This is a genomic window from Klebsiella sp. 2019SCSN059, from assembly GCF_021739525.1.
GTDB classification, from domain to species: domain Bacteria; phylum Pseudomonadota; class Gammaproteobacteria; order Enterobacterales; family Enterobacteriaceae; genus Klebsiella; species Klebsiella quasipneumoniae.
The window spans coordinates 1-26,097 of sequence record NZ_JAKKOM010000046.1 but is presented as its reverse complement, the minus strand read 5'-3'; the positions used below and the strand labels follow the sequence as shown (position 1 = coordinate 26,097).

Annotated in this window: 32 protein-coding genes and 4 pseudogenes; 16 read left to right on the top strand and 20 right to left on the bottom strand. The window is 48.3% G+C overall.

The genetic code is table 11. The features are described 5' to 3' along the window. The first annotated feature begins 113 nt into the window (after window positions 1–113). From umuD to L2I46_RS26765, 5 genes are all read left to right on the top strand, one after another. Entirely contained in the window at window positions 114–545 is a 432-nt protein-coding gene (gene umuD / locus L2I46_RS26785; protein ID WP_001568036.1) for a translesion error-prone DNA polymerase V autoproteolytic subunit, read from the top strand. Beyond that, window positions 545–1,816 (top strand): Y-family DNA polymerase, encoded by a 1,272-nt coding sequence (locus L2I46_RS26780; protein ID WP_004197646.1) that lies wholly within the window; start codon window positions 545–547, stop codon window positions 1,814–1,816. Before umuD ends, L2I46_RS26780 begins: the two co-directional genes overlap by 1 nt. 411 nt (window positions 1,817–2,227) lie before the next feature. Then, window positions 2,228–3,103 carry a RepB family plasmid replication initiator protein gene (locus L2I46_RS26775; protein ID WP_004098982.1) on the top strand — a complete coding sequence of 292 codons (876 nt, stop codon included), beginning with the start codon at window positions 2,228–2,230 and terminating at the stop codon, window positions 3,101–3,103. Window positions 3,104–3,775: 672 nt separating this feature from the next. Beyond that, the gene (locus tag L2I46_RS26770) at window positions 3,776–4,402 is read left to right on the top strand and encodes a ParA family plasmid-partitioning AAA ATPase (RefSeq protein WP_004197649.1); all 627 of its coding nucleotides are present in this window, start codon (window positions 3,776–3,778) and stop codon (window positions 4,400–4,402) included. Next, entirely contained in the window at window positions 4,399–4,701 is a 303-nt protein-coding gene (locus L2I46_RS26765) for a hypothetical protein (protein ID WP_004197636.1), read from the top strand. Before L2I46_RS26770 ends, L2I46_RS26765 begins: the two co-directional genes overlap by 4 nt. 447 nt (window positions 4,702–5,148) lie before the next feature. Here L2I46_RS26765 and L2I46_RS26760 read toward each other — a convergent pair whose 3' ends face one another. From L2I46_RS26760 to L2I46_RS29660, 7 genes and pseudogenes are all read right to left on the bottom strand, one after another. Continuing rightward, window positions 5,149–5,943 carry a site-specific integrase gene (locus L2I46_RS26760; protein WP_004197635.1) on the bottom strand — a complete coding sequence of 265 codons (795 nt, stop codon included), beginning with the start codon at window positions 5,941–5,943 and terminating at the stop codon, window positions 5,149–5,151. Window positions 5,944–6,140: 197 nt separating this feature from the next. Continuing rightward, window positions 6,141–7,157 carry a hypothetical protein gene (locus tag L2I46_RS26755; RefSeq protein WP_017899884.1) on the bottom strand — a complete coding sequence of 339 codons (1,017 nt, stop codon included), beginning with the start codon at window positions 7,155–7,157 and terminating at the stop codon, window positions 6,141–6,143. 10 nt (window positions 7,158–7,167) lie between these two features. Continuing rightward, window positions 7,168–7,482 (bottom strand): hypothetical protein, encoded by a 315-nt coding sequence (locus tag L2I46_RS26750; RefSeq protein ID WP_053389906.1) that lies wholly within the window; start codon window positions 7,480–7,482, stop codon window positions 7,168–7,170. A gap of 26 nt (window positions 7,483–7,508) precedes the next feature. Then, window positions 7,509–7,904: a hypothetical protein gene (locus tag L2I46_RS26745; RefSeq protein ID WP_017899885.1), complete on the bottom strand. Its 396-nt coding sequence runs from the start codon at window positions 7,902–7,904 to the stop codon at window positions 7,509–7,511. Between the two features lie 168 nt (window positions 7,905–8,072). Further along, window positions 8,073–8,378 carry a type II toxin-antitoxin system toxin CcdB gene (gene ccdB, locus L2I46_RS26740; RefSeq protein WP_013023785.1) on the bottom strand — a complete coding sequence of 102 codons (306 nt, stop codon included), beginning with the start codon at window positions 8,376–8,378 and terminating at the stop codon, window positions 8,073–8,075. 1 nt (window position 8,379) lies between these two features. Continuing rightward, window positions 8,380–8,598 (bottom strand): type II toxin-antitoxin system antitoxin CcdA, encoded by a 219-nt coding sequence (gene ccdA / locus L2I46_RS26735; protein WP_001568025.1) that lies wholly within the window; start codon window positions 8,596–8,598, stop codon window positions 8,380–8,382. A gap of 169 nt (window positions 8,599–8,767) precedes the next feature. After that, window positions 8,768–9,022: pseudogene (locus tag L2I46_RS29660) on the bottom strand (hypothetical protein); the annotation flags it as partial. A 206-nt stretch (window positions 9,023–9,228) separates the two neighbouring features. Here L2I46_RS29660 and L2I46_RS26730 point away from each other — a divergent pair. Beyond that, entirely contained in the window at window positions 9,229–9,426 is a 198-nt protein-coding gene (locus L2I46_RS26730; protein ID WP_017899886.1) for a hypothetical protein, read from the top strand. Here the strand turns inward: L2I46_RS26730 and L2I46_RS26725 are convergent. From L2I46_RS26725 to L2I46_RS26705, 5 genes are all read right to left on the bottom strand, one after another. After that, entirely contained in the window at window positions 9,416–9,706 is a 291-nt protein-coding gene (locus L2I46_RS26725) for a hypothetical protein (protein ID WP_013023783.1), read from the bottom strand. The genes L2I46_RS26730 and L2I46_RS26725 overlap by 11 nt on opposite strands. Beyond that, the gene (locus tag L2I46_RS26720; protein ID WP_013023782.1) at window positions 9,703–10,830 is read right to left on the bottom strand and encodes a DUF4238 domain-containing protein; all 1,128 of its coding nucleotides are present in this window, start codon (window positions 10,828–10,830) and stop codon (window positions 9,703–9,705) included. The genes L2I46_RS26725 and L2I46_RS26720 overlap by 4 nt, the downstream gene beginning before the upstream one ends. Window positions 10,831–10,863: 33 nt before the next feature. Further along, a complete protein-coding gene (locus L2I46_RS26715) occupies window positions 10,864–12,456 on the bottom strand; it encodes a hypothetical protein (protein ID WP_015344964.1) in 1,593 nt (530 codons plus the stop codon). 206 nt (window positions 12,457–12,662) lie between these two features. After that, window positions 12,663–13,442 (bottom strand): hypothetical protein, encoded by a 780-nt coding sequence (locus tag L2I46_RS26710; protein WP_013023780.1) that lies wholly within the window; start codon window positions 13,440–13,442, stop codon window positions 12,663–12,665. A gap of 12 nt (window positions 13,443–13,454) precedes the next feature. Continuing rightward, the gene (locus L2I46_RS26705) at window positions 13,455–13,955 is read right to left on the bottom strand and encodes a HEPN family nuclease (protein ID WP_013023779.1); all 501 of its coding nucleotides are present in this window, start codon (window positions 13,953–13,955) and stop codon (window positions 13,455–13,457) included. A gap of 274 nt (window positions 13,956–14,229) precedes the next feature. On the opposite strand from L2I46_RS26705, the gene L2I46_RS26700 reads away from it, so the two are divergent. The 7 genes from L2I46_RS26700 (at window position 14,230) to L2I46_RS26670 (ending at window position 16,866) form a co-directional block, all read left to right on the top strand. After that, window positions 14,230–14,493 (top strand): hypothetical protein, encoded by a 264-nt coding sequence (locus L2I46_RS26700; protein WP_013023778.1) that lies wholly within the window; start codon window positions 14,230–14,232, stop codon window positions 14,491–14,493. After that, window positions 14,490–15,056 (top strand): hypothetical protein, encoded by a 567-nt coding sequence (locus tag L2I46_RS26695; protein ID WP_013023777.1) that lies wholly within the window; start codon window positions 14,490–14,492, stop codon window positions 15,054–15,056. Before L2I46_RS26700 ends, L2I46_RS26695 begins: the two co-directional genes overlap by 4 nt. A 30-nt stretch (window positions 15,057–15,086) precedes the next feature. Further along, window positions 15,087–15,581, top strand: coding sequence for a hypothetical protein (locus tag L2I46_RS26690; RefSeq protein ID WP_013023776.1), 495 nt, complete (start codon window positions 15,087–15,089; stop codon window positions 15,579–15,581). A 43-nt stretch (window positions 15,582–15,624) separates the two neighbouring features. Beyond that, window positions 15,625–15,993: a hypothetical protein gene (locus L2I46_RS26685; RefSeq protein WP_048337418.1), complete on the top strand. Its 369-nt coding sequence runs from the start codon at window positions 15,625–15,627 to the stop codon at window positions 15,991–15,993. A gap of 33 nt (window positions 15,994–16,026) precedes the next feature. Beyond that, window positions 16,027–16,230 carry an HHA domain-containing protein gene (locus L2I46_RS26680; RefSeq protein ID WP_004098931.1) on the top strand — a complete coding sequence of 68 codons (204 nt, stop codon included), beginning with the start codon at window positions 16,027–16,029 and terminating at the stop codon, window positions 16,228–16,230. A gap of 48 nt (window positions 16,231–16,278) precedes the next feature. Further along, complete coding sequence (locus L2I46_RS26675; RefSeq protein WP_017899889.1) at window positions 16,279–16,536, top strand: hypothetical protein; 258 nt, start codon at window positions 16,279–16,281, stop codon at window positions 16,534–16,536. A 75-nt stretch (window positions 16,537–16,611) separates the two neighbouring features. Further along, entirely contained in the window at window positions 16,612–16,866 is a 255-nt protein-coding gene (locus L2I46_RS26670; RefSeq protein WP_009653916.1) for a hypothetical protein, read from the top strand. Window positions 16,867–17,001: 135 nt separating this feature from the next. On the opposite strand, the gene L2I46_RS26665 is transcribed toward L2I46_RS26670, so the two are convergent. From L2I46_RS26665 to L2I46_RS26655, 3 genes and pseudogenes are all read right to left on the bottom strand, one after another. After that, window positions 17,002–17,778: a DUF2971 domain-containing protein gene (locus L2I46_RS26665; RefSeq protein ID WP_013609504.1), complete on the bottom strand. Its 777-nt coding sequence runs from the start codon at window positions 17,776–17,778 to the stop codon at window positions 17,002–17,004. 240 nt (window positions 17,779–18,018) lie between these two features. Beyond that, window positions 18,019–18,342, bottom strand: coding sequence for a hypothetical protein (locus L2I46_RS26660; protein WP_017899891.1), 324 nt, complete (start codon window positions 18,340–18,342; stop codon window positions 18,019–18,021). Between the two features lie 178 nt (window positions 18,343–18,520). Next, a pseudogene (locus L2I46_RS26655) lies at window positions 18,521–18,796 on the bottom strand (SOS response-associated peptidase family protein); the annotation flags it as partial. Window positions 18,797–18,859: 63 nt separating this feature from the next. Between L2I46_RS26655 and L2I46_RS26650 the strand changes: the two are divergent. The 3 genes and pseudogenes from L2I46_RS26650 to L2I46_RS26640 all read left to right on the top strand — a co-directional run. Further along, window positions 18,860–19,093, top strand: a pseudogene (locus L2I46_RS26650) (IS5/IS1182 family transposase); the annotation flags it as partial. A gap of 58 nt (window positions 19,094–19,151) precedes the next feature. Further along, window positions 19,152–19,298, top strand: a pseudogene (locus L2I46_RS26645) (IS110 family transposase); the annotation flags it as partial. Between the two features lie 282 nt (window positions 19,299–19,580). Beyond that, a complete protein-coding gene (locus tag L2I46_RS26640; RefSeq protein ID WP_013023770.1) occupies window positions 19,581–20,762 on the top strand; it encodes a DUF4268 domain-containing protein in 1,182 nt (393 codons plus the stop codon). Window positions 20,763–21,953: 1,191 nt separating this feature from the next. Here L2I46_RS26640 and repA read toward each other — a convergent pair. The 5 genes from repA to L2I46_RS26615 all read right to left on the bottom strand — a co-directional run bounded on the left by repA (window position 21,954) and on the right by L2I46_RS26615 (window position 25,760). Then, window positions 21,954–22,811, bottom strand: coding sequence for an incFII family plasmid replication initiator RepA (repA, locus tag L2I46_RS26635; RefSeq protein WP_013023768.1), 858 nt, complete (start codon window positions 22,809–22,811; stop codon window positions 21,954–21,956). Then, window positions 22,804–22,881: a RepA leader peptide Tap gene (gene tap / locus L2I46_RS26630; protein WP_004171457.1), complete on the bottom strand. Its 78-nt coding sequence runs from the start codon at window positions 22,879–22,881 to the stop codon at window positions 22,804–22,806. Before tap ends, repA begins: the two co-directional genes overlap by 8 nt. Window positions 22,882–23,112: 231 nt before the next feature. After that, complete coding sequence (locus tag L2I46_RS26625; protein ID WP_004152385.1) at window positions 23,113–23,364, bottom strand: replication regulatory protein RepA; 252 nt, start codon at window positions 23,362–23,364, stop codon at window positions 23,113–23,115. A gap of 135 nt (window positions 23,365–23,499) precedes the next feature. After that, window positions 23,500–24,009, bottom strand: a complete 510-nt coding sequence (locus L2I46_RS26620; RefSeq protein WP_052145515.1) for a phospholipase D family nuclease — start codon at window positions 24,007–24,009, stop codon at window positions 23,500–23,502. 173 nt (window positions 24,010–24,182) lie between these two features. Further along, window positions 24,183–25,760, bottom strand: coding sequence for a methyl-accepting chemotaxis protein (locus tag L2I46_RS26615; protein ID WP_001323889.1), 1,578 nt, complete (start codon window positions 25,758–25,760; stop codon window positions 24,183–24,185). Between the last annotated feature and the right edge of the window lie 337 nt (window positions 25,761–26,097).

Here is a 26,097-nt window from a genome sequence, read left to right as displayed (position 1 = left end):
CTTGTGGATTGCTGGTCCTTCAATGGTCGGGGACTTTCACCCCTTGATCTCTACCGGTCTCCCGGCGCACACTGTATGCATAACCAGTAAAAATTAGAGTGTCAGGAGGAAAGATGAAACTACAGCTTTTCAGCACCGGGAAAGAACTCCCGCCACAGGCCCATCCATTGTTTGCCGATCTGGCCAGCTGCGGTTTTCCCAGCCCTGCTGCTGACTATGTCGAGTCCGATCTGGATCTCCATGATTACTGCATACGGCATCCGAGCGCGACGTACTACCTGCGTGCCAGCGGAGACAGCATGGCCGACGGCAGTCTGTACAATGGCGATCTGCTGGTTGTGGACAGTGCTGAAAAGCCGCGGCACGGCGATATCGTTGTCGCCAGCGTACAGGGGGAGTTTACGGTGAAACGGCTTCTGCTGACGCCGCGACTGACGCTGCAGCCCATGAATGCCTCCTGGTCGCCGATTTATCCTGATCCCGACGAGCTGGATATCTTTGGCGTTGTCACGCATATCATCCACCGCCCGAGGGAGATGTACTGATGTTTGCCCTGGCCGATGTGAACAGCTTCTATGCCAGCTGTGAACGTGTTTTCCGCCCGGATTTGAAAGGAAAGCCGATAGTCGTCCTGAGCAACAACGACGGGAACGTAATCGCTCGCAGTGCCGAGGCGAAGCCCTGGATCAAAATGGGAACTCCGTGGTTTCAGATAAAAAACGAAAGGTACCCGGAAAAAATATATGCGTTTTCAAGTAATTATGAACTTTACGCCTCGATGTCGGCACGCGTGATGAACTGCCTGGAGGAACTGGCCCCCAGGGTGGAACAGTATTCCATTGATGAGATGTTCCTCGACCTGACCGGCGTGGAGCACTGTATGGGGCTTGAGGACTTCGGCCGGCAGCTGCGTCAGCACGTGTATGACTGTACCCGCCTGACCATTGGCGTGGGCGCCGGACCAACGAAAACCCTCGCAAAATCAGCCCAGTGGGCCTCAAAAGAGTGGAAACAGTTTCGTGGCGTACTCGCGCTGACCAGGGGAAATCCGCAAAGGACGCGGAAACTGCTTTCACTGCAGCCGGTTGAAGAAATCTGGGGGGTGGGTAACCGTATTGCACGCAAGCTAAATGTGCTGGGCATAAAAACCGCGCTCGATCTGGCTCTGACGAACCCGGCCTTCATCCGCAAAAATTTTTCTGTGGTCCTTGAGCGAACGGTACGGGAACTGAACGGGGAAAGCTGCCTTTCGCTTGAGGAAGCCCCTCCGACGAAACAGCAAATTGTCTGCAGCCGCAGTTTTGGCGTGAAGATCACGGAGTACGAGTCACTCCGTCAGGCTATCTGTCAGCACGCAGAGCGGGCCTCTGAAAAACTGCGTAAAGAGCACCAGTATTGCCGGCATATTTCCGTTTTCATCAAAACGTCTCCGTTCGCCATTAAAGAGCCTTACTACGGCAACGTGGCTACGGAAAAACTGCTTACGCCCACTCAGGACACCAGGGACATCATTGCAGCCGCCACAATGGCTCTGGAGCGTATCTGGAGGGATGGGCACCGGTATGCCAAAGCCGGAGTTATGCTGAATGACTTCACCGGCTCCGGCGTTTCGCAGCTGCAGCTGTTTGACGAACGCCCGCCACGCCCTCACAGTGCTGAGCTGATGAGGGTTCTGGACGGGATCAACAACTCAGGGCTGGGTAAAGTATGGTTTGCCGGTAGAGGAATTGCGCCATCCTGGCAAATGAAACGCGATATGCTCTCCCCTGCGTACACCACTCGCTGGAGAGATATCCCCGTTGCGAGGATCGGTTAAATTTTGCCTTTCAGAGAGAGCCAGCAGTGCTCGCCGCAGCCGAACGACAGGGCGAAGCCCGCGAGTGAGCGAGGAAGCACCAGGGGAGCTGAAGCCTTTTAAAGCACCTTACGCACTTAAGTTCTATAGATTCCATAATGAGTTATCCACATATCCTTTGAGTAGATCCAATAACTTACCCTTAGTTATCCAAATAGATCCAAACTGATCCCTTTAGCGGCAAAACCTTTGTTTACGGGCTTCGTAGCGATTTCAGGTGTGTCGTAGTGGGAAAAAGGTGTTCTGAAGCGGGAAAAAGGTGTGTCAAAACGGGGTAAGGGTGGGTAGAATCGGGAAGAAAGGTGTGTCGAAACGGGAAATAGTTAATATTTAGGCACATATCGATCATATGCTATGAATGGATATAACTATATGAATGAGAATGTTTATATCGGCGAGGTTATAGGTCCAGATTGTGAAAGTGTTAACAATAAACTCACCGTCACAAGTAAGGCCACAGTTCAGCCTGTAGCCCTGATGAGATTAAATGTTTTTGTTCCTTCAAGCAGGCCTGCAAAGGGCACCAGAACATCAATCGATGCGACCTCTGTTCTCAAGGATCTGGAATTCTCAAGGCGGGAGGGGTACGACGATATTCGTATAACCGGTGAACGGTTGAGTATGGCCATCGACTTCAAGGTATGGGTCGGTATCATAGAAGCTTTCAGTAAGTACGGTTTAAAAACCAACAGCATTAAGCTTACTTTTCATGAGTTTGCTGGAATGTGCCGCTTTGAGTCTAAGAGATTCGATTCCCGTCTTAGAAAAAGTATTTCAGAAGCTTTGACCAGGATACGTGGCAAGACCATTACCTTTACCCGTAGCGACTCAGAGGGCCTTCAAAAAGTTTCCGTAACAGGTTTGCTTAAGACAGGTGAACTGGATTTTGCAAACGACCAGGTGGAACTTGAAGCTGATCAGCGACTATGGGAACTCTACCAAACTGATTACACTGTTCTGCTACGACATAAACCGATAAACGCTTTAACCCGAAAGGAAGCAGCTCAGGCCCTGTATACTTTCATCGAAAGCCTGCCTACGAACCCAGTCCCCATATCTTTCAAACGAATACGAGACAGGCTCTCATTGCTCTCTCCGGTAAAGGAACAGAACCGTATCATTAAACTGGCCCTCAAGCAGTTGCAGGATATTGGGTACCTTGACCACAGCATCACCAAAAAAGGTAAAGAGACTTTCATTCTGATCCACCGTCGCTCAGCAAATCTGAAACCAGGAACAGCTGTATAAGGTGTGTCAAAACGGGAAAGCAACGCGATTAAGGTGTGTTGAAACGGGAGGTCTCTTCTTAAACATCTTGATAGGTGTGTTGTAGGGGGAAGCCTCGCCTTAAACGTCTTAATAGGTGTGTTGTAGCGGGATGAGAACCTGTTAAATGTGTGTTTTTATCTGTATATACTTACGCACCTTCCCACTTCAACACACCTTTTTGGATAGAAGTGAGAAGCTATCCCGCTTCTCACCACCTTTTACCAAATTTGTCTCACCGACTCCCCACTTCGACACACCGAAGATTCAAAGGCTTCCCACTACGCCCCACTTTTTGCTTCACGCGGTCATAACTGGTTGATACTACCCTCCCTAAAGGTAGCCTGGAGTTGAAAGCCGCATTATGTGGTTCTATGGGGATTTCGGATAAAGGCACCACTTTGCCATCTTGTTATCTTGTTATCTTGTTATCTTGCTATCTTGCTATCTTGCTATCTTGCTATCTTGCTATCTTGTTATATTGTTATCTTGTTATCCTAACATCTTGCTAATTTGTTAAGATACAAAAACAATTCAGTTATAAATCACACAGTTAACAACTTAACAAGATATTAACTTAATAAAGAAATTGCAATATTGTCGCCTGTTTGGCAATATTAAGTTGTTAACTTAACAACTTAATATGAGGCTATGATGATAATAGTATTGGGTAGTCAAAAGGGTGGGGTTGGTAAAAGTACACTGGCGGTATCTATAGCTGCGTATCTGATGTCACTGGGCAATAGAGTGATCATTGTCGACGCAGATGACCAGAAATCTGTATTGACCTGGTACAACAATCGTCCTGAAGATCTTCCCCATATTCCGGTTACTGGCGCAACAGGCAACATCAAAGCCATGCTAAAGGAACACGAGAAATCTTATGACTTTGTCATCGCAGACTGTGCTGGCCGCGACAGTGCAGAAATGCGTAGTGGGTTGATGGCCGCTGACGTATTCATTTCTCCGTTGCGGCCTTCTCAGATGGACCTGGATGTAGTGCCTCATACATGCTCTGTTTTTACAGCAGCAAAAGATTTTAATGAGGACGTCCGGGGATATCTCGTTTTAAACATGACGCCCACGAACATGTTTGTCAATGAAGCAAATCAGGCAGCTGACGTACTCAAGGATTATCCTGAAATGCGTCTGGCTAGTTCCCGAGTTTGTGATCGAAAAGCGCATCGAGATGCCTGGGCAGAATCAATGACAATTTTTGAAACGCAAAATGACAAAGCACAACAAGAAATCGAATCGTTAGTTAAAGAGGTTATTCTGTGAGAAATAGAGCAAATACTCCATCTCGTGATGAGGCAGCGTTTATTAACGGTGGTACTGCTGGTATTGATAATACCAAAGTGACTTCAGAGAGACCATTGGCTGTAAGTAAAGCAAAACCAGTGAGCATTTCCTTTTTTGAAGAAAACTTAAAAGACATTGATGATCTTATAACGGGTGAAATGATTTCAGGTAAAAGCAGAGTGAATCGTTCTGACGTAGTCAGGGCAGCGGTAGAGGCACTAAAAAGTTTATCAAAAACAGAGATATCCAGATTAATCGCAGAAGCGAAACAACGATAATATCTTGTTATCTTGTTATCTTGTTATCTTGTTATCTTGTTATCTTGTTATCTTGTTATCTTGTTATCTTGTTCAGGGTGGTAACACCTTTTATATCGAGGCAACAACTTCGCGATAGTGAAAATTTGCGGATGGCCTCAGTCCTATACATAAGGGGATATACATGAATTCAAATACTACAATCGCCTTACATTTTTCGCTTGCATTACTATTTACGTTGCTATCAGTGGCTGGTAGCAACCATGATTTAGCAGGAGTTGTATCTCAATTATTCCTTATTTTCATGGCTGCATTTTTTTTCTTTAGGGCAATGAGGGCCTTTCTGAACATAATTAATGTGATTGAAAGCTGTAAAAAGTGAGGCTGGATAAGCCCCCATTAAGCTTGGACTGTTTCCCACACAAGAACTACTTTAGGTCGAAACCTGGGGTATTACCCATAGTTGACCTATGTAGATTGGTTTGGGGTTAACTTTTTTATCAACGCAACAGCTTCAGCTTCCGGCATAGCAAACTGCACCCGGTGCCGTGCCGCGACATCGAGCGCAAACACCTTCGTATAGACCTCCGTGGAACTGATCGATTTGTGGCCCATCAGGCTCTGCAAAACCTTCAGAGGTATGCCGGCGTACAGCATATGCATCGCGTAGGAGTGACGGAACGTATGGGGGGTAACCGGTACTGAGAACGTCACCCCGTCGGCCGCTGCGGCCTCCACCGCTTCGCTAAGCCAGGTGCGCACGGTACGGTCTGTGATCTCCCAGATACGTGCCTTCTCCATTCTGCCGGTGCGCTTGTTTCGTCTTTCCAGCGGAATTTTCAGGGTGGCCACCATCATCTGCAGCTGGCTGACATAGTGGTGATCGGAAAGGGGAACCAGACGATGGACCTGACTGCCTGCGGGGGCACGACCTGCCGTCCTGGCCGCTTTCTCGGTGCGCTGCTTGAGCGTGGCCAGCTGCACGAACGGATACGGCGGCACCAGCGAAAAATCCCCCCGGGTCAGCGCGAGCGCTTCATTAATGCGCGCGCCGGTGTTCCACAGCGTCGCCAGCAGCATCTTGCGGTGAAGATCCGGCACGTAATGGAGCAGGGCGCTGACTTCCGGCGCCAGCAGGTATTTCGGCAGTTCATCCTGCACGAGCGCCATCTGGCGCAGGGCGAGGGCGGCAGGGTAATCGATGGCCACCGGGAGCAATGTTCCGGGAGATGCCGGAGATCCAACTGGAACCAGGTTATTCATAATTTCTGTTAATTTTTTTCTTTGCCGAGAATTTTCTTCGTAATATTACCGGAGTCAGGATGACTAACCAGCCAGCGACGGCCAGCCAGAAAACAGACGAAGTCACAAACAAAACTACCCCGTCAATGACGGTAGACACGATATTTTCGGGCACAGGTTTCACTCCTCTTCAGTGGGTGGCTATGGAACGGGAACATTCATGACACCAACATCCAGTAGATAAAGCACAGAAAACCCATCCCCCATCCCCAGAACAGGATCTGGCCGCGGTATTTATCCCGCAGGTTAAAAAAGGGATGTGCCTGCAGGTCAACGAGCTCCTCACTTTGCGAGGCAAGCTCCCTTTCCAGCTCCAGGATTCTTTTCTGCGACTGAGCACACAGGGTAGCCAGCCGGATGACCCCGGTTGCCCGTTGCGCCACCTCCAGGTCTGAATCCCCGCTCTGCGGCAGAGACAGTTTTTCTGCCCGCAGCGGCAGGGCGTCACATTTCTCGTCCGGGAGCTGGCCCTCTTTCCTGTGCAACAGATGATAAAATGGACGATTCTTAAGTGAAGTAATTAACTGTTTTTGCGACCGTTTTTTGCCTTCGAGCTGCACGATTTTTTCCTGCAGCCCGCGATAACAGTCTTCCAGCCGGCGTACCGCGGATACCAGGGGCTCCACCCGGAGCGTTGAGCACCTGCCCCGTGGCAACTGCAGTTCGTCTGCCCGCAGCGGCATTGAGCTGGTTTCCCCCGCCGGGAACCGGAAACCCATTGCGTGCCACAGCCTGTCCCTCCGGATCTTGTTTTCTTCGTTTTCTTCATCAACCCGGGAAATTTCAATCGGCAAAACCAGGGTTGCTGGCGGAAGGCCTCTGGCCCAGAGAACAAACTGCTGCGTGATCCAGCTACCCAGGCCGAGTCCCTGCAGGCGGCGTTCCAGTCTGAACTCATCTGTAAACAGATGCAGGGCCTTCTGTTGAGGCCAGTAGATTGCAGTGAAAGTCTGAGTCTTCGTCAGTTCGGTATCGGCAAGGTACAGTGTCATTATGCAGGAGACCCGGTACAATCCGTCGGGAAAATGGTCAGAAGTTGGCCCCCACGATTCCTCCCTGCTCAGAATAACGACCAGATTTTCCTCCTGGCGGGTACTGTTATTTGTAATGATCTCCGGCAATGTCACGAGCCACATTGTTTTGTCGTCACCAGTCCGGGTAACACAGTCGGTCATGTTTTTTTCCCTAACAGTGAAGTGAACAATACACTTTAAAGACCTTATTGATGAGGCAGGCTTTCCACGGCGGAGCGCTGTGTTCAGACTGCGGCAGATGGTAGTCACCCGTGAGCACCCAGAAATCAGGCTGGCCTGATTGTTCTGCCACCATTCTGCCGTTTCGTTTGAGAATTTTTGGAGATCGCCATTTCTGACGCCTGCGGGCTGTCTCGATGGGGCTGTCCTCATTAAGGCCAGAATAAAGCCACAGCTCCTGGTGGCCATATACATCCTCAAGCTCCCGGACCACATCGTTAAATGAGCTAAATGTTGGTGTACCCATACCTCGCCTCAAAAATAGTATCCGGTTCAATAGTCATTCTTGCCAAACAGCTGAGGCAGTTCATCAAACAACATCACATGGCGGGTGCGCTTTCCCTTGAAAATGCGCCTCATCACTGGCGTGAAATCCGCAGGCTCCCAGCCATAGGGCCACGTATAGAAGATTCCGGCTTTCAGCGTGTTATCTGGTCGTTCAGGGCCAGCGACGATACGTCTTACCTCCGCGCTCAGGGCCTCACCGCGCAGGCCGTACTGTCCCAGGTAACGACGCAGCCGCGTTCTCGGCATCCGCGGATCGGATTTCACGTAAGCATTAATATCCATATGCTGCGTGGCGGTGATGATATTCATGCCGTACTTGCGCATGGTGCTGAAAGCGGTGGCCATCACGTCTGTCTCTGGTTCGCCATCAGTTCTGTTCATCTGGTTTCCTTTTACTGACTTAAGGGTGTTTGTGTGAACCGTTCGTTTAAGCTGACCCCGCGAAAGCCTGCAGGGCATCCGCTCCGGAGGGCAGTTCATGCTGAGGGTTAAGCTCTGCGGCAATGCTTCGTTTTGACATCCTCGATGTCTTTCAGGGCGGGGAGGCTGTCAAATTCCCCAGAACATCAGGTTTATCGCATTTTTGATGTCATTTTCCCGGTGGCTGAGATCGGCCACTTCCTCCCCGGTGACGGAGGACGTGACGCTGGCCATGTCCGTGGTCATCAGGCGGTAGCTTTCATCCCCGATGTGCACCACCGGATAGAGTTCACGGGAAACCTTATCCGACAGCAGCCGGGCGCTGGCCAGCGGGATCACCATCCGTCGCCCGGGGGTATCGATGATGTCACTCTGCACATCCACGAACAGACGATAGCGGCTCTCTCTTTTATAGGCATAAACCTTAAACTGCATCTCACCAGTCCCTGTTTTCGTCGGCGAATGAACCGTTCATCTCAATAAAGCGGGCAACCTCGGCCATCCCTTCCTGATTTTCAGCCTGCCAGCGTTCGGAACGCAGACGACGGGCCTCATTCTGCATGGCCCTGTTCACCAGGGCGGAGATATTGACGTCTGCGGATTTCAGTAACTGATAACTGTCGCTGTCTATGGTGACAGTGATGCGCTGCTTCATAATGCACTCCGGAATACATACTGATGATATGCATATCAGTATAGCGTAAGGATGCAGCTGACTCACGCCCGCCTGAAACATACTGTTATGTCGCCATTAATTTCACTTCGTGAAATTCACATACAAAATAATCACCTTAGAGATAACAAGCAGCCATACAGCCACGCCGTTAAATTACAGGACGGCCGTTCCGTCCGGATCCGACTTTTCGCGCTTTACGAAGTTTCCGGAAGTGTACCACGGTGAGAGAATAAGCAAAGCGGCGTTTTCCGGTGGTGAGCGGCCGGTCGCGGGGCAGGGGAGGGACACAACATATAGCGTCATCCTCAGCTGGTAACACCGCTACATCTTGTGTTTCCGGGCCGCTGCGCACCGGAGGCCGGAAAGCAGATCCGGAACAATGAGTTTTCGGATCTGCGGTGGAGAGAACAAGAATTATTGCCGGAGAGTCACTAAAAACAGCGGATTGTTGTGAACTGGGGATTATTGCCTGAGGAGCAAAATTCATGACCGCGTGAGCATTTAATAGCAACAAATAGGCCAGGTAAACTTTTTTCAGTCCTTTTTCATCAGCCGGCCTTAAAGGCCGCATCAGATTTCCTAAATACAGTTTTACTTAAGGAACATCGTATGACTGTATTTCTCATGGCCGTTGTCTATGGCCTCTTAAAAACTGGCTCTCTCATTGCCCTATTTGTTGGTGCCTATAAAGGCTGGACCTTGTTCTGGAAGAACTATGACCGCCTGCCCCATATTTACCGCTCACAATGGCGATACCAGAGACGATTCATTCTCAGACGCATCCGGAAGCGGATTTTCAGCCACTGATAATGTTATCGAGCGGCATCCCCAGTCCGGCCACCCAGCAAAGGCAGCACCAGGTGGTGAACACCATCCGGGTCTGGCCGGTTTTCCACTTGCGGATGGTGCGTTCATCTACATCCAGCCGGTTGGCCAGCCGGATATCAGTCAGGGGGATCAGCCCACGGACGACTGCGATATCGTCCACCGTGGGTGGCTTCCAGTTTTCTCCACTGACCAGCGTATAGCCGTTAAACTCTCCGGCCTCGATCAGCTCCCGGATGTACTGTTTATTATCAGTATTCATAATGAATCAGCCTGCGCTGGCTGCCACAGAACAGGATTTTCTGGCGTATGATAATAGTCAGGATCCTGGTCCTGCTTATCCAGATATTCTTCAAGCTTGCTTAACTGATATGCAGAATAAAAGGTGCTGGAGTTACCTACATTGTACATATCGATAGTCGTCATGACATTATCTATATAATCAAAAGAGACTTTAAAGAAATTAAGGCTCCGATCATGGCAGCATTTCAGCCGTTCGGGGCGAGGGGAGAAGATGTTCATTCGGGGTCTGAAATGTGATGGTTCGCCAGTGATGAAGCACAGGGTAAAGTTATGGGACAACGGAAGATAAATTCTGTTTTCATCTTTATAAAGACAAAATATATTGGGGGCTATTGCGAATGCAGGTCTGGGTTCGGTGCTGTCGAAGTCATGACCTGTATGGATGACCTCAATTGTATGGATACCAGCAAAAATAACATTTCTTAATTTATTAATTTTATCGTAAAGGGTTGGCTTATTCAGTATGGATAAAAGACCAAATAGCACAAACAGCGATCTGCTTTTATCCTCACCGGAAGAGGCTGAGTTTGCAATACGCAGGATTTTACTATAGAAATGGTCATCCATTAACTCCGGGTTAGTGTGGGGTAACTGATTTATAGAATGGACGTATTCAGATAAATGGTCCTGTATATCAGAATGGAACTGTTCAAGCATTTCATGCTTAAACGGGTTTTTATTTTGCGGGTTGTGCAGATTGAGCATTAACTGCATGACAGCGAAACTGGTGAGCTTCTCTACCGGGAAATCATCAGGTTGTGCGTGACGAAGGCGTGAGAAATTGTGCTCATGAATGATATCGTTCACGATCCCGGCTGTCAGACGTTCGTAGACACCCAGTTCTTCTTCAATATCGAAAGGCTGCCCTGTCTCAGCATCAATAAGACGAAAGCAGTTTTTCGATACTGCCACACTGGATATTGGCAGAGGTTGCGTGTGGAGAACGTTTTCTTTATCAGGCGTTATATACACGGTGTGACACCATACTCGCTGCTTTTCTTTTGCAGACAGGGCTGTGTCATCGCTGCGAAAGTTACGTAGCACCCACTGTGAAAGTACATGCTGATTTTTTGTGTAGTCCATAACATTTCTCTTTGATTAAACAGGTATACCGCATCAGAAGTCGAATTCTGTTGCCTCATCGTGACCTGCAAGTCTGACCGGTTCGGGAACATGTTTACGGCGAACGATTTTTTCCGGATAGCTGAGGAAATGCTTTTCAAAAACCCGGATAAGAGCGTCATTCCAGGTCGCCTTTATTCTTATCCGGACCTCATGCGGCTCTATGACGGTTATATTATAACGCTGATTAGTTGAGTTGTTTTCTTGAAATTTACGAAGAGACTCTCTGGAATCATCGCCGAGTTTTCCAGTAGTCCATAACTCAACATTAATTTCAGCATTGGGGTATTCCCTTTTGGCATAATCGAAGAATACCGGCACCTGTTTACCAATCCATCTTTTCACATCTTCATGTTTCACTGTCGAATAGGGCTTATAACCCTTGCATTCAATAAAGGTGATTTTTGCATTTCCCTGTCGGCTCAGGACATCGCATTCTGCAGTCCCCTTCCTCTCTGACTTACATATTTTACCAACCTCAACATCATTACTATTTATGCGCACGGTCTCAGCGACAATATATTCAAATAAATCCCCCTGTAGCTGACTGGTTACTCCGGCAATACTCTCAAGCTTGGACATGATGTCATCTATTGCGACTATATTATCTTTTAAGCTGAACGTTATTGAACCAACCAGATCCCGTAACTGAAAGAGTGCATCAGCAAAGTCTTTTCCGAACAGATTCTCCGGTGTCGCGGGTATTATCCCGGCACGCTTCATTTCCAGAAAAGCTTCTTCGCTGTATTCGTCGGCAACAAACATAAACAGGCATCTTGGGCTGTTCCTGAGGCTGTTTATTGAACGACATTTTGTAATAAAGGGCTGGAGGTGCACAAGACTGAGCTTACAGCCCAGAAGCATGTCGCAGACAAAGAAACCAGGCCGAATTTCCCCTGACCGGGAGAACTGCAGAAGAGGATTAAGATAGGATGCAGCAGTGACGTCAAAATCAAAATTTGCCACACAGGGCGCCCGATCTGAATCGAGTTCTTCCCGTGTGCGCAGCGTGTCGTAACTGATGATACCGTTATGTCGGACCCACTGACTCAGGGATTTCATCAGAACGGACTCTGTAAGCAGCCTGGCTTTGAGGGGATGGAGCGCACGCTGATACCCGTTATCATTTTTTTCTGTCAGGGCCACACACTCTCCCAAACCTGGTAACGTAACGAACCTGACCATTTTGTACTGAAGCAGACCGTCCAGAACTGACTTCCATGATAATCTGTTTTTCATTGCTACCGGTGAACCGCAGGCAGCAGCAAAATGCCTGACCGGTAGGATCCCCCCGCGAGCCCGGAGGCAACTCAGGGCGAGACCGTAGGCCGACCCGGTATCAAGGAGGGCTGTATTGAGACTGGACCAGAAGCGCCCGGTACCATACTGCTGCTTCAGATAAATAAATCGTTCACGCTTGGGGAAAAGCTTGTCAACACAGTGGATCTGCCCTGCAGAAGCCGCCCGGGAAATCTGTTTGCGCGCGGTATCACGATTAACTGCCTGGGTTTTCAGCATTTCCTCTACAAGTACAGAGCTAAGGCAAGGACCGGTATTGCGTAACGAAGTAACTATAAGTGATGTCATCTTTTGCTCGCTTGTCACACTGCGTATTTAATAATAACAATACACTCCAGCTGCTAAACAACAAAGCCTGTGTTTTAGTTTACTAATTACAGTAACTTAAAAGACATATATAAGGCTGTTTAGATTATCTGTCACAAACAAGTTTTTCCTGAAGAAAACACTCTTACTTACAAACGCAGTATGGATGACAGGTACAGCCCAAAGATTCAGCCATCAAGCTCATGCCAATTCGTGAATTCGATGTTCACAATTTCATCGAGAGAAACAGATATACCATGTCGATCAATACCGAACAGTGCACCGCTGTCCGGTGGCAAATCTCTAACGGACGTGTATGCGTAACTCAGCGCGGCTTCAAGCGCACCTTTTTCATACTCAATATCTGCCCTGAAACAGACGATGCAGGGTTTCAGTACCTTAAGATAATGTTCTGTAAGATCCTGACCATATTTTTTCTGGTAAGCATTGCAGACATCCTCTACCAGCTCCGGTAGCCGCAGATAATTGTGCTGCCAGAGTTTGCGGGCATGAAGATGAACCTCCCGTACAAGGTGACCGTATGGCCCCCAGTGCATTTCGTTTCTGGTGCGCATCCGGAAGAGATTATCAGGTACGCCAGCATGAAAATTCCAGGCCTGCAATTTCTCTTTGACCACAGCGTCTGGTGCAAGATTTACCAGCATATCCATCACCAGTGACTCAGTCTGGTTCAGCGGAAGTAAACCACTTTCAAAAGTATTGTCAGCAGATGTCCGGGTACCGTGAAACCAGTATGCGGTTGAGAACTTGCCCGGAGAACCCAGTTCCCTACATACATACTCTCGCAGATATTGTTGCGAGTCGATCATAATAGAATGATCCGTCTCGTAAATCTGTTCAAGATCGAGAGATAACAAAACCTTTTTTAGCTGCATTACACTGCAACCAAAACCGGAAGAAAGTGAAAACAGCGCCTGAGATCGTGAGGAACAATCGAGATTCAACATTGTGTAAATACCTTACAAATCCAATACGTTAACAACTTGAGCTCGACGGCGGGCGATATTGTCGAGCAGCAGGGTCGCATAATATTTCAGAAAGGGTAAAAGCTCCGGAGCGCTGAAGCTGGCGTATACATCCCCGTCTCCCTGGGATTCCCTGAAAACAATCCAGTCTACAAGGTGTGCATCACTGACTGACTCTACCTGGACACAGAAATGAGCCACTGAATTCCGCATCTTATGGATCAACTGCCGCAGATTCATCTCCGGTCCGGGCAGCTGTGACTCATGTAATCCCATTTCAGCTTTTAGTTGCCGCGTTAAACGGTCTGCAGGCAGGAAAGAGAGAGCTCTCTCTTTCGGTAACACGATAAGACCCAGAAGGCAATTCAGGGTCAACGTGTAGTTGTACTGCTCACTGAATGGTTTGCCCAGCTCCTCAATCATTTCGTTATATTGATCGATAAGCGCCAGTGTTCGCTGAACAAAATCGGTCTCAAAATCTGAATAATTTCCCATTAAACCCTCCCGTTCCGTTTCGAGAATCCACTATATCATCCGACCAGCCTGACGGCTCAGGTACGGCATTTCCGATTAAGCCAGAAATCGGATCTGCGCGGCGGGAAACGCGCAAAGGATATGATAATCAAACCAAACACATAAAATCATACTGAATGTGATATTTAGCATTAAACACACAATAATATCTGATATGATATTTGAATTATTAGTAAGAAATCATACATGATATGATTTTTAACCTAACCGGATATGTTCAGACGGAGCGAGCAGGATGGATGAGAAAGAAGTGAATTTTTCACTCAGCTATGAGCAGCTGACCCGGATAGCGGAAGAGCGTATCCGTGAATGCAATCTGGACAGCCAGGGCGCGATTTACATCAGCGAGTCAGCCAAGGCCGGTGCCGTGCTGAGCTATTGGTATGAACTGGCCATAAATGGCTATGCCTCAGTGAATGTCATAAAGAGACAAGAGCTCATAGACGCCGATCACCTGCGCCTCAGACAACTCATCTGGCCGGAGGCGGACAAGCAATGACTCAGGTGCGCCGACCATCGCCGCTGCAGCGGCGGGTGCTGATTGTGCTGGCCGCCCTCGATGCGAAACGTCCGGGGCCGGTGGCGACGCGGGATATCGAGCGGGTGCTGGAGCAGGGCGGGGACGCCCCGGTGTACGGGCCGAACCTGCGCGCCTCCTGCCGGCGCATGGAGGCCGCGGGCTGGCTGCGCACCCTGCGCGCCCCGAACCTGCAGCTGGCCGTCGAGCTGACGGAGGACGGTCGCGGCATTGCAGAACCGCTCTTCCAGGCAGAACGCGAGGCTGAAACGGCACGAAAACGACTGACAGACGTCCGGCGTCTGCCGTTACGCCAGACGGCTGCCGGTGACGCGGTGGAGCTGCAGCTGGATGACGGCCATTACACCATCAGGGAAGCGGCCTACGTGATCCGTCTGGACGGTACCACCTGCCTGCAGCTGACGGATGCCGGCGGCATACGCCGGATAAAAGAGGGCGATCCCCTGCAGGTGGCCAGCTGGTATCAGGCCTGTTTTGATGCAGGCCTGCCGGTCACCGTCCAGGTGAATGAGAGCCGGGACTGATCGCCACCACACAAGGAACAGGAGCATAAAATGAAAGTCACTGAACCCGGGCTGAATAAGCTGATCGATAACCTGAACACCCTGATTTGCGAGGACAGCCTGCTCACGCGCCAGGAGCGTGAAACGCTGGTACTGGCCGTCGCCGCCATCGGCGCCATGAAAGCGCGCGTCGGCTTGAAAAAAGGCGATGCGCCGACCGTTGCCAGACGGGAAAAAAGGGAGAAAAAAGACCGCCAGCCTGATCCGCGTTTTCCGCGAGCCGGTCATCCCTGGCAGGAAGACGAAAAAACCTTACTGAGTGATGCGCTCGATTCGGTACCGGACGAAGAGATTGGCAGGCATCTGTTCTGGCTTTCCGAGAAACTGGGCAGAACGCCTTTCAGTGTTGCTTTCCAGATCGCGGCAATCAGGGAGCTGCAGGACGGCTGGGAGGAGCAGTTCAGGGAGATTTCGGATAACATTCGCTTGTCCGGCCTGAGCATCAGTGATTATCTTAAGCAGAACGGCACGGACCTGAACGCCTGAATGCCATTTTCGTTACAGACAAATTATATAACTGGGGGCAGTGATGAAAACAGCGGTATGGGTGGTGGTGTATTTCGCGATGTGTTTTCTGCTTTTCACAGGATGGATGTTCGCTTTTGCGCAGTATGCGCCCTATAACGGGCAGGAACACGCGTTTTCTCTGACGTATCTGCTTAATTTATTTTTTCTTCATGTTGTGATGGTACCTTACTACGAGTTTATTCAGACTGAAACATACAGCAATACATTAATGAGTCTGGCAGATGAATCCGGTCAGATGATACGTTTTCATCACGTAGTACCTGTTCTCTGGATATATAGTCTGTCCGCACTCTTAACTTTTGTGGTTTACATTATATATGCAAAATGGTTCACTCATAACCGACTGAAAGAAAAGCATCTTCCAGAATGATATTATCGGGACACCTCAGGATATATAAAGCTAATGACGAAACAGGAATGGATTTTACGACTACGCCGCTGTACATCACAGGAAACTCTGGAAAGGATAATAGAAAAAAATAAATATTCCCTGACGGATGACGAACTTGAGCACTTTAATGCCGCAGTGGATCACCGGCTGGCGGAAATGGCAATGGGGAAGTTTTATGATAAAATACCTGCAGGCGTCTGGAAATATGTTAAATAATACAGCCAGCATCAGTCTGTTCGCAGTTATCTCACCTGGAGCGCAATCATGAATATGATATTTGAACTGATTGGATTGTTACTGGTAGTCGGATGCGCATTCTTCACCACTTTTTTCTTAGCCGCAGTAGCAGGCACTATGGTAGTTATTCTTGGATGGGGAATTTCTATTGTCACCCCGAAGGTGGTTACCTGTACTAATGATTGCATCACTACTGCTTTTGATGCTAAACCCTTTGGCTGGCTTCTGATTGTGTTTTCATTAACCATGATGTTCTTTATTATCAGAGGTATGATTAAACGTTAGATTGCCTTTAGTGTGTAGTTAAATCATCATCACAACAGCGTTAATCTGAAACTGATATTGCCGGAGGAGATCATCATGACGGGAAGAGGCATTAACACAGTACGTATCGGCGATGAAGTGAAGCACATCACCGAGCTCGATGCACTAACACTCATGCATGAATGGTCAAAGCTTAAAAAAGAAAATGCAGACCTGTATGACTATAACCGTCAGGTTAACCGGGGGTGGCGCGGCTTTATTCTTCGCCTGATGGGTATCCATTTGCCTGAAAAAAACCGTGTTTGTCTTTATGGCATTAATGCCAGAAAAGAATCCATCTATCCCGACTGAAGCCGTGCTGGCAGTGATAGTGAGCAGGCCATTGCAGAAGAATAGCTATAATTTGACTCTAAGTGACTGATATTTAACATAAAACGCATTAAGCGTAGTTGCACTGCAGTGGCTAAAGATTGGTGAAAGACATCATTAGACGCTAAAAGGAATTTTAAAAAGCTCAAACGTATTGAACGCAATTTGAACATCATGCTTTTTAATTTTGGTATTAGTATATTTATTTGAGTCATCTACCAACTGAGATATGATTTTTTTATCTTGCTTGTTTATTTTCATACCAAAGTAGATGCCAGTCATTTGTTTTCTATCGAAACTGTAAATGCCAGATTTTTTCTTTTTTATAACTCTAACCTCTTGTTCGTATTCCCAAACCTTTGCTTTAACCAAGCAAGCATTAGTCCCTGTGGTATCTGTGTTAGTTAGTCCATCATTATCAAAAAGAGATGGTCTATTGTTTGAATAAATTACATCTAATGGTATTAGTGTAGTAGTATCTTCTTCTGGCTTTAAGTTTATAAACTCCTCAATAAACCCTTCGGTTTCTTCAAACTTAAACTCAATCACGCAGCCTTGATGATCATCTGCGTAGTGTGCCCACATTGGTAATATAAATGGAGACTTACTAAAACATGCAATTGAAAAGTTTTCAGTATATACCCGTCTAAAATCCTCGGAACGTAGTTTTGTTCTGTGGGTTATTAGTTCTTTATGCCCAAGACGATATTTTTTTCTTTTATTTGAATATTGCCCATTAACTCTTTTAATGAACTTGTTAAAGCCTACATCAGGAACTGTGGGGTGAAAATCAAATGGATCATTGAAATCCATAGGGTTTGTGAATTTCAAAGTGCTATCTTTTAAAATTATCTTTGTTATTTCTGCTGATCTATATTGATAGAATTTTATCATCAAAATTATCCAATCAGAATTATGTTATATTTTTTTAATCTTAAGGTCACCAAATTCTTGAAACCCGTCTCTGGTGATCTCATCTGCTTTTGTAGCACGTTCATCCTGTCGCATCCAGACCCGGGCGGCTTCAGGTATCAGTACTGAAGCGCTAGTATCTAGAAATTAACCATATTATTCGTTTTCGTACAGTAAGATTGAAGCGTTCCGTGACGAGCTGCGCCACCGTTAAGGCTTCCGTTATCTAAATCCTGGTCCCTCAAGTCTCTCACACACAGCAGCAGACAGACTGCCTGAGTCATATTTATTCGTACAGTCGCTCTGATCTTTAACAAACAGAACAAAAGTCGTCAGAATCAGAGATACAATTAGGCCCGGTATTAATCCCTTAAAAGCATCCTTAACCCTCTTATCTTGCCTGTACCCCATAATACAAAAGAAAAATATGGGGAATGAATACAGCGCAAAATCCATTATATTAAACAAACCGAAGAACATTACCGGTAACGCCAGAATGGGACCGAAAATGAATGCGATAATGATTGTGACGATATACCCATTCATAAATCACTCCTTAATTAAATGCTGTCGAATTCATTATATGTTGTTCTTATTTAGAATGACAAACTGTATCGGTCAAAATTCCTCAATTAATGAATAATTAGTTATGATGCACGGCTAATTTTAAGGCTAATGTATGCGTACATTAGCTTTATAACACGGAGCAGCCTCCCACATCTCATCAGCCAACAGGCTCGATGAGCTCTGGTCCCTGATTCTTCACATTACCAACAGCTCGCGTTACAGGATGCCATACGAAATGATCAGCTGACACAGCTCCATCAGCAGCAATGTCTTCAGCCTCCTTACCCGAAACGTCCTGTTTCATCCACTCCCGGGCGGCGTCCGGTACCTGGACAAGTGGGCGCCGGTCATGGATATCAATGAGACCTTTATCAGCCGCGGCCGTGACAATCAGAAACCCTCACGCCTCATCACCACGCTCAAACGGAGGCTTTGTTGAATAAATCGAACTTTTGCTGAGTTGAAGGATCAGATCACGTATCTTCCCGACAACGCAGACCGTTCCGTGGCAAAGCAAAAGTTCAAAATCACCAACTGGCCCACCTACAATAAAGCCCTCAACAACCGTCGCTCGATAGCGGAAACGGCGATGTACCGGGTAAAACAGCTGTTCGGGGGTTCACTGACGCTGCGTGACTACGATGGTCAGGTTGCGGAGGCTATGGCCCTGGTACGAGCGCTGAACAAAATGACGAAAGCAGGTATGCCTGAAAGCGTGCGTATTGCCTGAAAACACAACCCGCTACGGGGGAGACTTACCCGAAATCTGATTTATTCAACAAAGCCATATTTACGATGAGATGTGCCTGCGGGGTAAACCTAAAATGGTGGCCATTGGCGCGCTGATGCGGAAACTGGTGCACTGGTGTTATGGCGTCCTGAAGACCGGAACCGTTTTTAATGACGAAAGCCTGAAACAAGTACTGTCAACCTGACTGTACCAGGCTGGCATTAAACTCAAGGTAACGCTCACAGCAGTAAGTGAGCGCAGTCCGCTATGAGCGATCTACGGACATTGCTAGCAGCATTAGGTGTGAGTCAACAGGGAGCTTGTCAGCTCACGCTACCGGAGGATATGATAAATGGGGAATTGAGAAATTTAAAATTTCAATATAAACAAACAATTATCTTCTTAGCGTACGTTTCCGTTCCATTACCCTCAACCCCAAATAAGATAATTCTGCCAGAAGCAAAACAATCAGGATGTGAGATAGAAAATGTATAAGATTGATCGGCAAAACAATAGCCTCAAGTCGCTCATGGAAGTCTCTTTTAGCAGTCTTGGTTTTCGCGAACGCGATCATTTGCAAGAGTGGCTGGCAAACAATCCTCAAGCGTTGACTAAGAAAGATGATAAAGAGGACGAACTTTTAATTATTCAGAAAGAGTTTGCTGGTTTTGATGAGACTAACGAACGTCTCGATCTGCTGGCTATCGACAAAAAAGGCAACTTGGTCATTATCGAGAATAAACTTGATGATTCAGGGCGTGACGTGGTCTGGCAGGCGCTGAAGTATGCGGGTTACTGCGCCAACCTTCGTCAGGAAAGCGTTGTCGAAATTTTTCAGCTTTATCTTACACAACATGAACCCTCGGAAATCCGCCCTGCGGCAGAAGTTATTGCAGAATTTATGGGCTGGGAAAGTTTGAAAGAAGGTGTGCTCAATCGAAAAGGGACACAGCGCGTTATCATGGTAGCGGCGAATTTCCGCAAAGAAGTTACCAATACTGCACTATGGCTAATGCAGTTTGGCATCCGAGTGCAATGCTTCAAAGCGACGCCGTACCTCTTTGCCGAGGATGTTTTTGTCGATATACGGCAGGTCATTCCGACTCCTGAAGCGGAATCCTACATGATTGGAATGGCGCAGAAAGAGGCAGAAGAGCAGTCCACCTCAAGCAGTAGCGAACTGCAACAACGACATTATTTACGCCGTGAGTTCTGGTCGTTAGCACTGGAAAAATTCCGTACCAGCACATGTTCATTATTTAACAACCGAGCACCTACGACAGACCATTGGCTGGCAGCGGGTTCGGGGGTTAGTGGCGTGCCTTTTGAAGTGATCTTCTCGCAAAAAGATGCTCGCATTCAGCTCAATATTTCACGTTCAGATGCGGTAGAAAATACATGGCTGTTTGAGCGTCTGTCAGAGCGCAAAACGCATATTGAGTCGCAGTTTGGTGGGATGCTCAATTGGCGACTACTGCCTGAGAGAAAAAGCTGCCAGGTTGTTTGTGCAAAAGCATTTGACGGCGGAAACAAAGAACTTTGGCCTGACATCATTAGCTGGATGATTGATGGTATGACCCGTCTGGAAAAAGCAATTCGCCCGAGCTTACAGGAGCTGGCGGTTGAGCTGAAAAAGTCAGGTCTGATCACCGAAGGTGGGGACGAGTAGTATTAAGTAGAGTGACCCTGACCCGTGATCCACGCAAACTGTAATTAACAACTTCCGCTCCTGGCACAAAGCAGACGTTAAAGTCTACACTTCCTGATGCCGCGTCAGCGGCATGGAGGCGCCAGATGAGGTTACATGTGTCTGTGGAGTCAAATGGCGCCGAAAGCCCGGCGTAGCCGGTTGCCGGGCTATAAATTCTGCCACCCTACCCCCTGCCCTGATTAGCCTTAACCCGCTAACAGCAATGAAGAAGTCAAAGTAATCCCTTTTAACCCCGGTGAGCGGGCTTTACGGCGTTTACGACGTAAAGGGCGTGATTTCCGGGGCCTTAGCGGCGGCAGCTTGCTGCTGACGCTTAGGGGGATGTTCTTCAGTTATTTCAGCGACACCAGGGAACTTAACACGGTAGTTGCAAAGCTATACCCGCTAAAAATGTCTCAGATGCCTCTGTACGCGGTCGGAGTGGACCCGACAAGGCGACAGCTGCAGCCGGGGCGTATCTCCGCGTTAGCGGGCCGGAGGGCCGCTTACGAGCGTGTACCAAAGAATTGCCCGCAGCTCTATCCACAGCGATGAAGAAGAATAGTTACAACACCCATCATTAAAAGCGATGTCTTTCCCCGGCCTTCGGCCGGGGGCGGCGGCGCTTTTCAGTGGTGGGGAGGGGCTCCTGGCTGGCAAACCGGCGCTGGTTTTTATGATGAATAACGTTATGAATGCTGTAACTAATTTGGTTCTCCGGTCGGGGCCCGTCGCGAAGCGATGGGAGCTCTCTCTGGTGTTGCCGAACCGGCGCGACCGTCAGGTCGCTGCAAGGGCGGGCATTCTCTGCAGCCTGTCCACAGGGCAGGCGATGAACAGGTTATGTGTTTACAGGATTTATTAAAGGATCTTTAAAAGAGGTACAGAGCTGGTGTTTAAAAGGAACCACGCGCCCTGAAAGCCCGACGGCATGTGCTTTGTGCGTATCACGGTTGTAGCCTAATGAAATACTCCCTTGCAGTTATATGTGGATAACAGAAATCGGCCGTTAAAAGTGACGCCGGCGATAACATTTAAGGCCACGTTGACGCCAGGAAGACCGGAATTATGGTGAGGAATGCAGGCCTGAAGATAAGATAATACGTAGTAGCCGGGCAACAGGCGTGCGAAAGCCTCCGGCGCCGGCCGGATTTTTTAAGGAAGGTAATGTTATATGGGCACAGTGGCCAGTCGCGTGTAGTTGTTCCCGCGCGACAGCAGCATGCGCTCCTGCACACGGCGCTCAACCTCACGCTTCAGCGCTTCTTTATCGCCCCTGAAGCGGCCGGTGGCGTATTCGCGGGTCAGTTGCTGACGCACGCGCGTCTCGATGTCATGACGCTGCCGTGATGCATCCCGCCGTGCAGTATCCCGCTTCCGGCCGTGAGATTTACGCTCAGCCTGATAGCTGCGAAAACGCTCACGCACGAACCGCCACGCTTTTGCGATCAGCTCGTCCATCTCCAGCGGTTTCAGTTTCTGCTTTTTGCGCTGCAGGTTTTCCCACTCCACACGGCTGCGGCGCGCGGCCACCACAGCCACCTCAGAAACGTCAAGCGCGGAAAACAGAGCCGGGGTGAAGGTGATATCGGTCGGGATGTTACAGCCGATCTGCGGGTCATATTCCGTCTGATAGGTGATGAGCCCCAGCTCCGCCAGAAACTTCAGCGCCCGCGTGGCACGGCTGACTGACAGGTTGCCGCTCCTTGACTCGGTGGCCAGTCCACACTCGATGGCCATATTGGTAATCGAGCGCTGCACGCGATTGGCCAGCGGATCATAGTGAAAACACATTGCCTGCAGTAGCGCGTCAATTGCACGCCGGCGCAACAGTGGTGGCATCCTGTGCCGCTTACCCAGCGAACGCAAAAACGCCACATGAATGGAAAAATCAAAACGGGACGTGAAGCCTTCGGCTTTCGCCATCAGCTTACGGCAGAACGGCAGGGTCTTTTTCCCTTCTCGCGGCGTGAAAACCGGGTTCGGGTTTTTAACCTGTGAATAGTGGTTTTGAAGGATATCAGTCACCGCTTCCTGCGCTTATGTTGCACGGAAGGAGCGAATGACACAGAAACTGATCTTGAAGTTTTCTGAGCATGTACATATACTCCCTGCATAGAGCAACACGTTCTATGCAGTTTATGAAGGCCCCGTTAATCTTTTCGTTCCGCCAAGATTGAAGAAGATTATCGGGGTTTTTGCTTTTCTGGTCCCGGGTAGATACCTCATCAGAACCAGTTCCCTGCCACCTTACGGCGTGGCACACCAAAAACTCTACTCTCGCAGCAATTTAACACTCATCGGGTAAAGGTTCAAGAAAGTAAGCCCATTAAGCTATGTTTCTGGCTAATGCTTCGCGGTGGATCAACCGGGACAGTACTTCAGCCTGTGTTAACCCATCGTCATGACACATTTTCATCAATATTTCTTTGAGCTGTGGTTCCAGAAACACTTTAACTTCTTTATGGGTGGCCCTTTTCTTTGCCACTGAAGATCGCTGTTTATCAGCAGCGCTAAGTGGGTTCCCTTTTCGGTAGGGACGTTTCGATGAGGAAGTAACTCCGTTAACGACCTGTGACATCTCTGCCTCCTCAAGCATTAAACCAAATACCTGGACAAAGATACTACATGTCTTTATAGGCAGCGAGAGCACACATTAATTTAATGTAAAATACATTTTCCTGTTGGCGCAGAAAAAATGTGTTCAATGTGATCGTTAGTACGATGAATACCAGTCAGTACCGCCATTCCAGCGGGACTGCCAGTGCCGCAGATAGTGTTGAGCAACGACTGGAACATCCCACACGACAAGCACGTTCTCTGAATTGACCCGATCAGCGGCTCGAGTGTAGTTAAAAGACCCCACTTCAACATTACGGCCGTCAGCAATAATGACTTTATCGTGCATGATTTTGTACTGCGACACTGTGCGAACCGGGATACCGGCATTGACCAGAAGATTCATGGCCGCCAGACTCGCCTTGTTTTGCCTGCCTGTATTGGCTTTCCAGTCCAGAACCACTTTCACATCGAGACCACGCTGTTTTGCCCTGACAAGCGCGCCGGCGACTTCGGGTGAGGTGAAGGAATAGCCCATCAGCCGGATTTCCTGCTGTGCAGAATTAATAGTCTTCAGGACCAGCTGCAGAGCCGTTCCTTCCGGCGAATACCCCGTCTCGATGCTGGCGGCATACACGGCCGGAACTGGTGGGGGGAACCGCAGAATTCGGAAAAAATCGTACGCTAAGCTAACGGTGTTCTCGTGACAGCTCTTTGACTAGGCTTTCTAAGGCCATTCTGATAGCCCTGACTTCCTGAAAAGCCATGGCTAAAATTTGTGCGGCTAAAAGGGATAACCGATGGTAAAGTAAGTTATCCCTGTCGAGATACTGAAAAGCGTTATCCTCGTTTTTCCCAAAACTGTTTTGCCAGTTCGCTCAGAGCGCTAGTTAACTGAGCGACAGATTTCGCACTTTGCAAATTATTCTGCCCGGTCTGTACATTGGTATCAGCAGCATCGCGTATATTGATAATACTGCGGTTTATGTCTTCACTTACTGCTCCCTGCTGCTCGACCGCAGTCGCTATTTGCGCGTTCATGTCGGTAATTTCGTTAACGCGTTGGCCAATTCCATCAAGAGCTGTAGCTGCTTCCTCTGCGTGAGCTACACTCGTGTGCGCTTGCCGACTACTTTGCTCCATGACTGTAACAGCGGATTGCGCTCGCTCTTGTAGAGCGCTGATCATGCTTTGAATATCCGTTGTCGATTGCTGTGTGCGAGCAGCAAGACTGCGAACCTCATCGGCGACAACAGCAAAACCACGCCCCTGCTCACCAGCACGCGCGGCCTCAATTGCTGCGTTGAGTGCCAACAAATTCGTTTGCTCGGCGATCCCTCGTATAACGTCAAGAACTTTTGATATCTCGTTACTTTGACCTTCAAGCTCATGAATAACCTGAGTGGCTTGCCTAATTTCACCTTCAAGGGCAGTGATTGACTGGCTTGTGTGGGCTACCAGACGCTGGCCAGATGCCGTCTCAGTGTCTGCTCTTCCGGCCGCATCTGCAGCATGCTGTGCATTGCTCGCAACCTCTTGAATGCTTGCCACCATTTGGTTTACTGCCGTTGCTATTTGATCTGTCTCTGCCTGCTGCTCAACTGTAAGTACATTGCTTGACTCAATATCCTTTAGTAGGCCTCGGGTGTGTTCGCTAAGCCGATTTGATGCATCACCTATGCGACCTACTATGGCGCCTGTTTCAGCTTGCATCATTCGTAAAGCAAACTCTATTTGGCCAAACTCATCGGTGCGCCCAGTGTAGAGGGATTGACTTAATGGGTTATTGGAAATATTCCTGGCTCTTTCAACCAGTCTTCCAAGAGGAGAGAGAATAGCCAAAACACTAACAGAGCTTAAGCTTCCTGACATTAAAGTGGCTAACAATAAGCTGCTTATTGATGTATCAGTAAGCATGCCGGCAGCCATTGCGCTTGATATAATACTACCCCATATGAGCAAGAGTATTTTCACGGAAAAGCTAGCAGCCAATTTCGGCCTCGCGGCCTTCCCGCTTCTCAATTGAGCATATAATTTTTCCGCAGCCAAAACCTGCTCAGGTTCAGGCTTGGTCCTTACAGACTGGTATTCAACAATCGAACCATTCTTAGCTATTGGCGTTACATAAGCACTTACCCAATAGTGGTCGCCATTTTTACAGCGATTTTTTACTAGCCCCATCCATGAGCGGCCAGATTTTAATGTACTCCACATATGCTCAAATGCAGCAGGCGGCATATCTGGGTGTCTTACGATGTTGTGAGGCTGGCCTAATAGTTCTTCCTCAGTGAAACCACTGATTTTAATGAAGTCAGGATTAACGTACGTGATATGGCTTTGAGGGGAGGTAGTCGAAAGAATATTGGCATCTTTTGGGAGTTCTAAGTTTCGACCCGTCACTGGTAAATTCTGGCGCATAAGAACCTCAAGGGTTGGCTGTTTTATTTTATTGTTTTCGGCATTAAGCCCAATTTCTTGAGCGTTACGATAAAGCTAGCATGGAAACGATAGGTGCAAGCAAGTTAAGGGTTGCATCGCGCATGTCAATCTAGGCTATACCCTAACTTGGCGTCAGACCATCCGGCGCTAAATCGTCAGAATAGAGTTGCCTTCCGAATTGATTGACATACGCCGTCAAGGGTCATAGATTTCTTCCTGACACATTTCCCTCAGGAGGAGGCACTGTTGCAAATAGTCGGTGGTGATAAACTTATCATCCCCTTTTGCTGATGGAGCTGCACATGAACCCATTCAA

What these genes read in the sequence shown, in the direction of transcription:
- umuD (WP_001568036.1), top strand. Translation starts at nt 114, where the DNA reads ATGAAACTACAGCTTTTCAGCACCGGGAAAGAACTCCCGCCACAGGCC.
- L2I46_RS26780 (WP_004197646.1), top strand. Translation starts at nt 545, where the DNA reads ATGTTTGCCCTGGCCGATGTGAACAGCTTCTATGCCAGCTGTGAACGT.
- L2I46_RS26775 (WP_004098982.1), top strand. Translation starts at nt 2,228, where the DNA reads ATGAATGAGAATGTTTATATCGGCGAGGTTATAGGTCCAGATTGTGAA.
- L2I46_RS26770 (WP_004197649.1), top strand. Translation starts at nt 3,776, where the DNA reads ATGATAATAGTATTGGGTAGTCAAAAGGGTGGGGTTGGTAAAAGTACA.
- L2I46_RS26760 (WP_004197635.1), bottom strand. Translation starts at nt 5,943, where the DNA reads ATGAATAACCTGGTTCCAGTTGGATCTCCGGCATCTCCCGGAACATTG.
- L2I46_RS26755 (WP_017899884.1), bottom strand. Translation starts at nt 7,157, where the DNA reads ATGACCGACTGTGTTACCCGGACTGGTGACGACAAAACAATGTGGCTC.
- L2I46_RS26750 (WP_053389906.1), bottom strand. Translation starts at nt 7,482, where the DNA reads ATGGGTACACCAACATTTAGCTCATTTAACGATGTGGTCCGGGAGCTT.
- L2I46_RS26745 (WP_017899885.1), bottom strand. Translation starts at nt 7,904, where the DNA reads ATGAACAGAACTGATGGCGAACCAGAGACAGACGTGATGGCCACCGCT.
- ccdB (WP_013023785.1), bottom strand. Translation starts at nt 8,378, where the DNA reads ATGCAGTTTAAGGTTTATGCCTATAAAAGAGAGAGCCGCTATCGTCTG.
- ccdA (WP_001568025.1), bottom strand. Translation starts at nt 8,598, where the DNA reads ATGAAGCAGCGCATCACTGTCACCATAGACAGCGACAGTTATCAGTTA.
- L2I46_RS26730 (WP_017899886.1), top strand. Translation starts at nt 9,229, where the DNA reads ATGACTGTATTTCTCATGGCCGTTGTCTATGGCCTCTTAAAAACTGGC.
- L2I46_RS26725 (WP_013023783.1), bottom strand. Translation starts at nt 9,706, where the DNA reads ATGAATACTGATAATAAACAGTACATCCGGGAGCTGATCGAGGCCGGA.
- L2I46_RS26720 (WP_013023782.1), bottom strand. Translation starts at nt 10,830, where the DNA reads ATGGACTACACAAAAAATCAGCATGTACTTTCACAGTGGGTGCTACGT.
- L2I46_RS26715 (WP_015344964.1), bottom strand. Translation starts at nt 12,456, where the DNA reads ATGACATCACTTATAGTTACTTCGTTACGCAATACCGGTCCTTGCCTT.
- L2I46_RS26710 (WP_013023780.1), bottom strand. Translation starts at nt 13,442, where the DNA reads ATGTTGAATCTCGATTGTTCCTCACGATCTCAGGCGCTGTTTTCACTT.
- L2I46_RS26705 (WP_013023779.1), bottom strand. Translation starts at nt 13,955, where the DNA reads ATGGGAAATTATTCAGATTTTGAGACCGATTTTGTTCAGCGAACACTG.
- L2I46_RS26700 (WP_013023778.1), top strand. Translation starts at nt 14,230, where the DNA reads ATGGATGAGAAAGAAGTGAATTTTTCACTCAGCTATGAGCAGCTGACC.
- L2I46_RS26695 (WP_013023777.1), top strand. Translation starts at nt 14,490, where the DNA reads ATGACTCAGGTGCGCCGACCATCGCCGCTGCAGCGGCGGGTGCTGATT.
- L2I46_RS26690 (WP_013023776.1), top strand. Translation starts at nt 15,087, where the DNA reads ATGAAAGTCACTGAACCCGGGCTGAATAAGCTGATCGATAACCTGAAC.
- L2I46_RS26685 (WP_048337418.1), top strand. Translation starts at nt 15,625, where the DNA reads ATGAAAACAGCGGTATGGGTGGTGGTGTATTTCGCGATGTGTTTTCTG.
- L2I46_RS26680 (WP_004098931.1), top strand. Translation starts at nt 16,027, where the DNA reads ATGACGAAACAGGAATGGATTTTACGACTACGCCGCTGTACATCACAG.
- L2I46_RS26675 (WP_017899889.1), top strand. Translation starts at nt 16,279, where the DNA reads ATGAATATGATATTTGAACTGATTGGATTGTTACTGGTAGTCGGATGC.
- L2I46_RS26670 (WP_009653916.1), top strand. Translation starts at nt 16,612, where the DNA reads ATGACGGGAAGAGGCATTAACACAGTACGTATCGGCGATGAAGTGAAG.
- L2I46_RS26665 (WP_013609504.1), bottom strand. Translation starts at nt 17,778, where the DNA reads ATGATAAAATTCTATCAATATAGATCAGCAGAAATAACAAAGATAATT.
- L2I46_RS26660 (WP_017899891.1), bottom strand. Translation starts at nt 18,342, where the DNA reads ATGAATGGGTATATCGTCACAATCATTATCGCATTCATTTTCGGTCCC.
- L2I46_RS26640 (WP_013023770.1), top strand. Translation starts at nt 19,581, where the DNA reads ATGTATAAGATTGATCGGCAAAACAATAGCCTCAAGTCGCTCATGGAA.
- tap (WP_004171457.1), bottom strand. Translation starts at nt 22,881, where the DNA reads ATGCTCAGAAAACTTCAAGATCAGTTTCTGTGTCATTCGCTCCTTCCG.
- L2I46_RS26625 (WP_004152385.1), bottom strand. Translation starts at nt 23,364, where the DNA reads ATGTCACAGGTCGTTAACGGAGTTACTTCCTCATCGAAACGTCCCTAC.
- L2I46_RS26615 (WP_001323889.1), bottom strand. Translation starts at nt 25,760, where the DNA reads ATGCGCCAGAATTTACCAGTGACGGGTCGAAACTTAGAACTCCCAAAA.